We start from the raw sequence: 5704 nt of genomic DNA, 5'->3' as shown, positions 1-5704 counted from the left end.
GGGTCGGGCCGGTCGCCCGGCCCGGCCCCGCCACGGCTCCCGTTCCGGTCATCCAGGCCGGAACCTACGCAAGAACAGGAGGGGGGACAGGAATGCGCGTCACCCTGCTCACCGAGGGGACGTATCCGCACCAGCACGGCGGCGTGAGCGTCTGGTGCGACCAGCTCGTTCAGGGCATGCCGGACGTCGAGTTCGACGTCATCGCCGTCACCGGAACCGGCCACGAACCACTGGCCTGGGAACTGCCCGCCAACGTACGGTCGGTCACCACCGCGCCGCTGTGGGGGCCCGCCTCGGAGGGCCGACCGCCCCGCGGCAAGGAGATGCGGCGCTTCCTCAACGCGTACGAGCGCTTCCTGCACTCCATCCTCGACCCGGTCTACACCACCCACTTCGGCACCGAGCTGTACAACTTCGCCGACCTCGCCCGGCACGGGCTGCTCAGCCCGGCGCTGCGCAGCGAGCGCGCGCTGCGCACCCTCCAGCAGGTCTGGACCCGCGACTACCTGCCGACCGCCGTCTCCCGGCCCACCCTGCACGACGCCCTGAACGCCACCGACCTGCTGGAGCACGCCCTGCGGCCGCTCTCGGTCGAGCCGCCCAAGGACGGCGTCGCGCACGCGGCCAGCGGCGGCCTCGCCACCCTGCCCGGGCTGATCGCCGCCCAGCAGTACGGCGTACCGTTTCTGCTCACCGAGCACGGCATCTACCTGCGCGAGCGCTACCTCGGCTACCGCACCGGCCCCTACCGCTGGCCCGTCAAGGCGCTGCTGCTCGGCTTCTACCGGATGCTCGCCGAGGAGAGCTACCGGCAGGCCGCCCTGGTCACCCCCGGCAACCGGTACAACCGGCGCTGGGAGGAGCGCGGCGGCACGCCGTCCTCGCACATCCGCACCGTCTACAACGGGGTGGACCCGGCGGCCTTCCCGCCGGCCGGCCCCGAGCCCGAGACGCCGACCCTCAGCTGGGCCGGCCGGGTCGACCCGATCAAGGACCTGGAGACGCTGATCCGGGCCTTCGCCATCGTCCAGCGGGAGATCCCCGAGGCGCGACTGCGGCTCTTCGGCGGCACCCCCAAGGGCGGCGAGGCGTACCGGGACGGCTGCATAGCCCTGGCCGCCGAGCTCGGCATAGCCGAGTCGGTGGCCTTCGAGGGCCGCGTCGCCGACATCACCGACGCGTACGCGGCGGGCAACGTGGTCATGCTCTCCAGCATCAGCGAGGGCTTCCCGTTCACCCTGATCGAGGCGATGTCCTGCGGCCGCGCGACCGTCTCGACCGACGTCGGCGGCGTGCGCGAGGCCGTCGGCGACACCGGACTGGTCGTCCCGCCGCGCGAACCCGAACCGATGGCGGCCGCCGCGATCGAGCTGCTGCGCGACGCCGAACGGCGCGCCCGGCTCGGCGAGGGCGCCCGGCTGCGGGTGATCGAGCAGTTCACCCTCCGCCAGAACATCGACGGCTTCCGCGGCATCTACACCGAACTCCTGGGCACCGCCCGCTGGATGCCCGGCGGCATGGTCGCCGTCACCGACCAGGTCCCCAGCCCCGACTGGGACCAGCAGCTGGCCGCCGCCCGCCCCGAGCCGAGCGAGGTCGGAGCGTGAACGGGCCCGGCGACAGAACCATCGAGAGGCGCGTGTCCCGCTCAGCGGCCGCCGAGCACAGCGAGGTCAAAGCATGAGCGGTCCGTTGCGACTGATTCCGGGCGAGGCCGGCCCCGACCAGACCGTGCAGCTGCGCGCCCTGCCGCTCAAGCGCCGCCGCCCCGCCCCGCCGGAGCCGGAGCAGGAGCCGGAGGACTCGCTCTACCTCCCCGCGGACCCGCTGGACGAGCTCGCCGAGCGCCTGCGCGACGTCTGCGCCGACGCCGTCCACCCGTACGAGATCGCGGCCTTCCTGGAGTCCGACGGCCTCTCGGACGAGCAGGCCGCCCTGCTGTACGGCCGCCCCGACGCGTTCACCGTCGCCGAGGAACTGTTCGAGAAGGTCGAGCGCCGCTACCCCGGCCCGAGCTCCGAGTTCGCCAACCCCTGGCGGGCCGACCCCTGGCGCTGCGTGGTGCGCGGCCTGGTGTTCGCCCTGCCGGGGCTCGGCTACCTGCTCGGCGCCAACCTGTTCGCGACCACCCGGATGCGCTTCGGACTGCCCTCGGGCATGCTCGCGCTGTCCGTCGCCACGCTGGTCAGCTGGGGCTTCAACCAGGCGCTGGCGCACCGCTCCTACCGCTGGCTGGGCCGGCTGCGCCGCCGCGAGGCCGCGGTCTGCCTGGCCGTCGGCGCCCCGGTCGGCGCGCTGGTCGCGGCGGCCGCCGCGTACGTGGTCGGCGGGCCGCTGGGCGCGCTGTGCTTCGCCGCCGGGCAGTCCTGCTACCTGGGCGCGGCCACCGTGCTGCTGGTGCTCGGGCGGGAGAAGTTCCTGCTGCTGGCGCTGGCCCCGGCCTCGGTCGGCGCGGGCGTGGTGCTGGCGGCGGACGTCCCGCAGCCGGTCCGTACGGTCGTGCTGCTCGTCTCGCTGGTGCTGGCGGTCGGCCTGGCCGTCCGGGAGCTGCTGGTCTGCATCCGCGGCGGCGAACGCGAGTCCGTCGAGCTGAGGCTGCCGGTCCGCCAGGAGGTCCCGCACCTGTTGTTCGGTCTGGCCTGCGGCGCGCTCACGCTCATCGCCGGCCTCGGCGGGACGATCCACCAGGCCGTGCAGTCCGGCGGCCACCCCGCGCAGGGGACGTCGACCACCCCGACCGGACCGGCCATGATCGCGCTGACGCTCAGCCTGGGCCTCGCCGAGTGGCTGCTCTTCCGCTACCGGGCGATGGCGGTGGCCGCCCTGCGCACCAGCCACACCAGCGGCCAGTTCACCCGCCGCACCGGCGGGATCCTGCTCGGCTGCCTGTTCATCTACCTCACCACCGTGGCCGCGCTGGACGCCGCCGCGACCGTGCTGTGGCCCGGCGCCCCCGCGCTCGGCGTGCCGCAGCTCGGCGCGATGCTGCTCCTCGGCGGCTCGCTCTGGCTGGCGCTGCTGCTGAACGCCTTCGGGTTCAGCTGGAGCACCGCCCTCGTCTGTCTGGCCGCCGCGGTCGCCGAGAGCGCCGGGCTGCTGGCGGGTGCGGACCCGATCGTCCTACAGCTGATCGGCTGCGGGACGGCCGCCCTCGTCCTCACCGCACTGGCCGGGCCCGCGCTCGGCCGCACCACCCAGCACCGCTGAAAACGCACCACCCAGCACCGCTGAACACATCGAATATCCCGCACGCCTCCTTCGCGTGCACCGCCGTACCCGTTCCACCCGAGACACCCACCGGGCCAACGGCGGCCGGGCCCCAGAGCGTCCGGCCGCCCCGGCAGATCGAGAAAGCGACATCCGCATGAGCAGCGTTGCGGTTACTGGAGCCGAGGGCTTCATCGGCTCCCACCTCGTCGAGACCCTGGTCGCCGACGGGCACCACGTCCGCGCGATGGTCCAGTACAACTCGTTCTCGTCCTTCGGCTGGCTGGAGACCCTGTCCGAGGAGGTGCTGGACTCGGTCGAGATCGTCCTCGGCGACGTCCGGGACCCGGGCTCGGTCAACGGCCTGGTCAAGGGCACCGAGGCGGTCTACCACCTGGCCGCCCTGATCGCGATCCCGTACTCCTACCGCGCCCCCCACTCGTACGTGGACACCAACGTCACCGGCACCCTGAACGTGCTGGAGGCGGTGCGCCACCAGGAGATCCCCCGTCTGGTGCACACCTCCACCAGCGAGACGTACGGCACCGCGCAGACCGTGCCGATCACCGAGGACCACCCGATCAACACCCAGTCCCCGTACGCCGCCTCCAAGGCCGGCGGGGACCGGCTGGCCGACAGCTACCACGCCAGCTTCGAGACCCCGGTCGTCACCCTGCGTCCGTTCAACACCTTCGGCCCGCGCCAGTCGATGCGCGCCGTCATCCCGACCGTGATCGCCCAGGTCGCGGCCGGCCAGACCGAGATCACCCTCGGCGACCTGCGCCCGACCCGCGACTTCACGTTCGTCAAGGACACCGCCAACGCCTTCCGCACGGTGGGCACCGCGCCCGCCGGGACGGTGGTCGGCCGGACCTTCAACGCCGGCACCGGCGGCGAGATCTCGGTCGGCGACCTGGTCACCCTGGTCGGCAAGCTGATGGGCGTGGACCTGGTGGTGAAGGAGGACGAGCAGCGCATCCGTCCGACCAACTCCGAGGTCATGCGCCTGGTCGCGGACGCGACCCGGCTGCGCGAGGCCACCGGCTGGGCCCCGGAGTTCAGCCTGGAGCAGGGCCTGGAGCAGACCATCGAGTTCTTCCGCGACCCGGCCAACCTGGCCCGCTACAAGACCGACATCTACAACGTCTGACCCGCCCCGACCGATCTTGCTCGTCCTGGTAACCAAGGTTCGTGTCCTGCACATCCTTTCCGTGGGGGAAACACCATGCACGCAGTGATCCTGGCCGGCGGTAAGGGCGTCCGTCTCCGCCCGTACACCACCGCGCTTCCCAAGCCGCTCGTCCCGATCGGCGACCAGCACGCGATCCTGGAGATCGTGATGCGCCAGCTCGCCGCCGCGGGCTTCCAGAGCGTCACCCTGGCCATCGGCCACCTCGGCCACATCATCCGCGCCTACGTCGGCAACGGCTCGCAGTGGGGCCTGCGGGTCGGCTACGCCGTCGAGGACAGCCCGCTCGGCACCATGGGCCCGCTGCTCACCATGCAGGAGCGCCTGCCCGAGCACTTCCTGGTGATGAACGGCGACATCCTGACCGACCTGGACTTCGCCGGGGTGCTCAAGCACCACGAGGCGTCCGGCGCCCCGCTGACCATCGCCACCTACGCCCGCCAAGTCAAGATCGACTTCGGCGTGCTGACCTCCGAAGAGGGCACCATCACCGGCTTCCAAGAGAAGCCCAGCATCGACTACCGCGTCTCGATGGGCGTGTACGGCGTCTCCCGTTCGGCGCTGGCCACGTACACCCCCGGTCTGCCGCTGGGCTTCGACGAGCTGGTGCTCGACCTGCTGGCCGCCAAGACCCCGCCCGCCGCCTACGAGTTCGGCGGCTACTGGCTGGACATCGGCCGGCCCGACGACTACGACCGGGCCAACGCCGAGTTCTCCACCATCCGTCCGGTCCTGATGCCCTTCGAGTCGAGCGGCATCACACCGGGTGTCGCGGAGCTGCCGATCCCGGCCGCCCGCACCGCCCCGGACGACGTGACCGCCGAGCCCGCCACCGCGGGCGTCGAGAGCGACGGACGGGCCGCGTGAGAATTCTGCTCCTCGGCGGCGACGGCTTCCTCGGCCGTCACGCCACCGCCGTCCTGCGGTCAGTGCCCGGTGCCACCGTGCTGACCGCGGGCCGGCGGCCCGCCCACGACCTCCGGCTGGACCTGGCCACCGCCCAGGCCGGCCCGCTCGGCGAGGAACTGTCCGCGCTGGCCCCCGACGCGGTGGTCAACTTCGCCGGCGCGGTGGCCGGCAGCGCGGTCAAGCTCGCCGAGGTGAACGCCCGCGGCCCGGCGGTCCTCTGCGAGGCGCTCTCCCTCGGCGCCCCGAAGGCCCGCCTGGTGCACATCGGTTCGGCCGGCGAGTACGGCGTCTGCGCGCGGGGCGAGTCGCTCGCCGAGGACGCCGACGCCCGCCCGGTCGGCGTGTACGGCGCGACCAAGCTGGCCGGCTCCCTCGCGGTGGCCGGCTCGCCGCTGGACC

General features: G+C 72.9%; 4 protein-coding genes and 1 pseudogene. All 5 read left to right on the top strand.

Features of this window, described 5'->3' with window-relative positions:
- Positions 1 to 92: 92 nt before the first annotated feature.
- Positions 93 to 1607 (top strand): GT4 family glycosyltransferase PelF, encoded by a 1515-nt coding sequence (gene pelF, locus ACFU6K_RS29570; protein WP_380668129.1) that lies wholly within the window; start codon positions 93 to 95, stop codon positions 1605 to 1607.
- A gap of 73 nt (positions 1608 to 1680) precedes the next feature.
- Entirely contained in the window at positions 1681 to 3207 is a 1527-nt protein-coding gene (locus ACFU6K_RS29565; protein ID WP_380668127.1) for a hypothetical protein, read from the top strand.
- A 157-nt stretch (positions 3208 to 3364) separates the two neighbouring features.
- The gene (locus tag ACFU6K_RS29560; RefSeq protein WP_380668125.1) at positions 3365 to 4357 is read left to right on the top strand and encodes an SDR family NAD(P)-dependent oxidoreductase; all 993 of its coding nucleotides are present in this window, start codon (positions 3365 to 3367) and stop codon (positions 4355 to 4357) included.
- 75 nt (positions 4358 to 4432) lie between these two features.
- Positions 4433 to 5134 (top strand): annotated as a pseudogene (locus ACFU6K_RS29555) (NDP-sugar synthase); the annotation flags it as partial.
- 125 nt (positions 5135 to 5259) lie between these two features.
- A partial coding sequence (locus ACFU6K_RS29550; protein WP_380668123.1) for an NAD-dependent epimerase/dehydratase family protein occupies positions 5260 to 5704 on the top strand: 445 nt, incomplete at its 3' end.

It is taken from the genome of Kitasatospora sp. NPDC057512 (genome assembly GCF_042802135.1).
GTDB lineage: Bacteria > Actinomycetota > Actinomycetes > Streptomycetales > Streptomycetaceae > Kitasatospora.
Note: the sequence above shows the minus strand (reverse complement) of the source record. Positions and strands in the feature narration are given on the sequence as shown.

What these genes read in the sequence shown, in the direction of transcription:
- pelF (WP_380668129.1), top strand. Translation starts at nt 93, where the DNA reads ATGCGCGTCACCCTGCTCACCGAGGGGACGTATCCGCACCAGCACGGC.
- ACFU6K_RS29560 (WP_380668125.1), top strand. Translation starts at nt 3,365, where the DNA reads ATGAGCAGCGTTGCGGTTACTGGAGCCGAGGGCTTCATCGGCTCCCAC.
- ACFU6K_RS29565 (WP_380668127.1), top strand. Translation starts at nt 1,681, where the DNA reads ATGAGCGGTCCGTTGCGACTGATTCCGGGCGAGGCCGGCCCCGACCAG.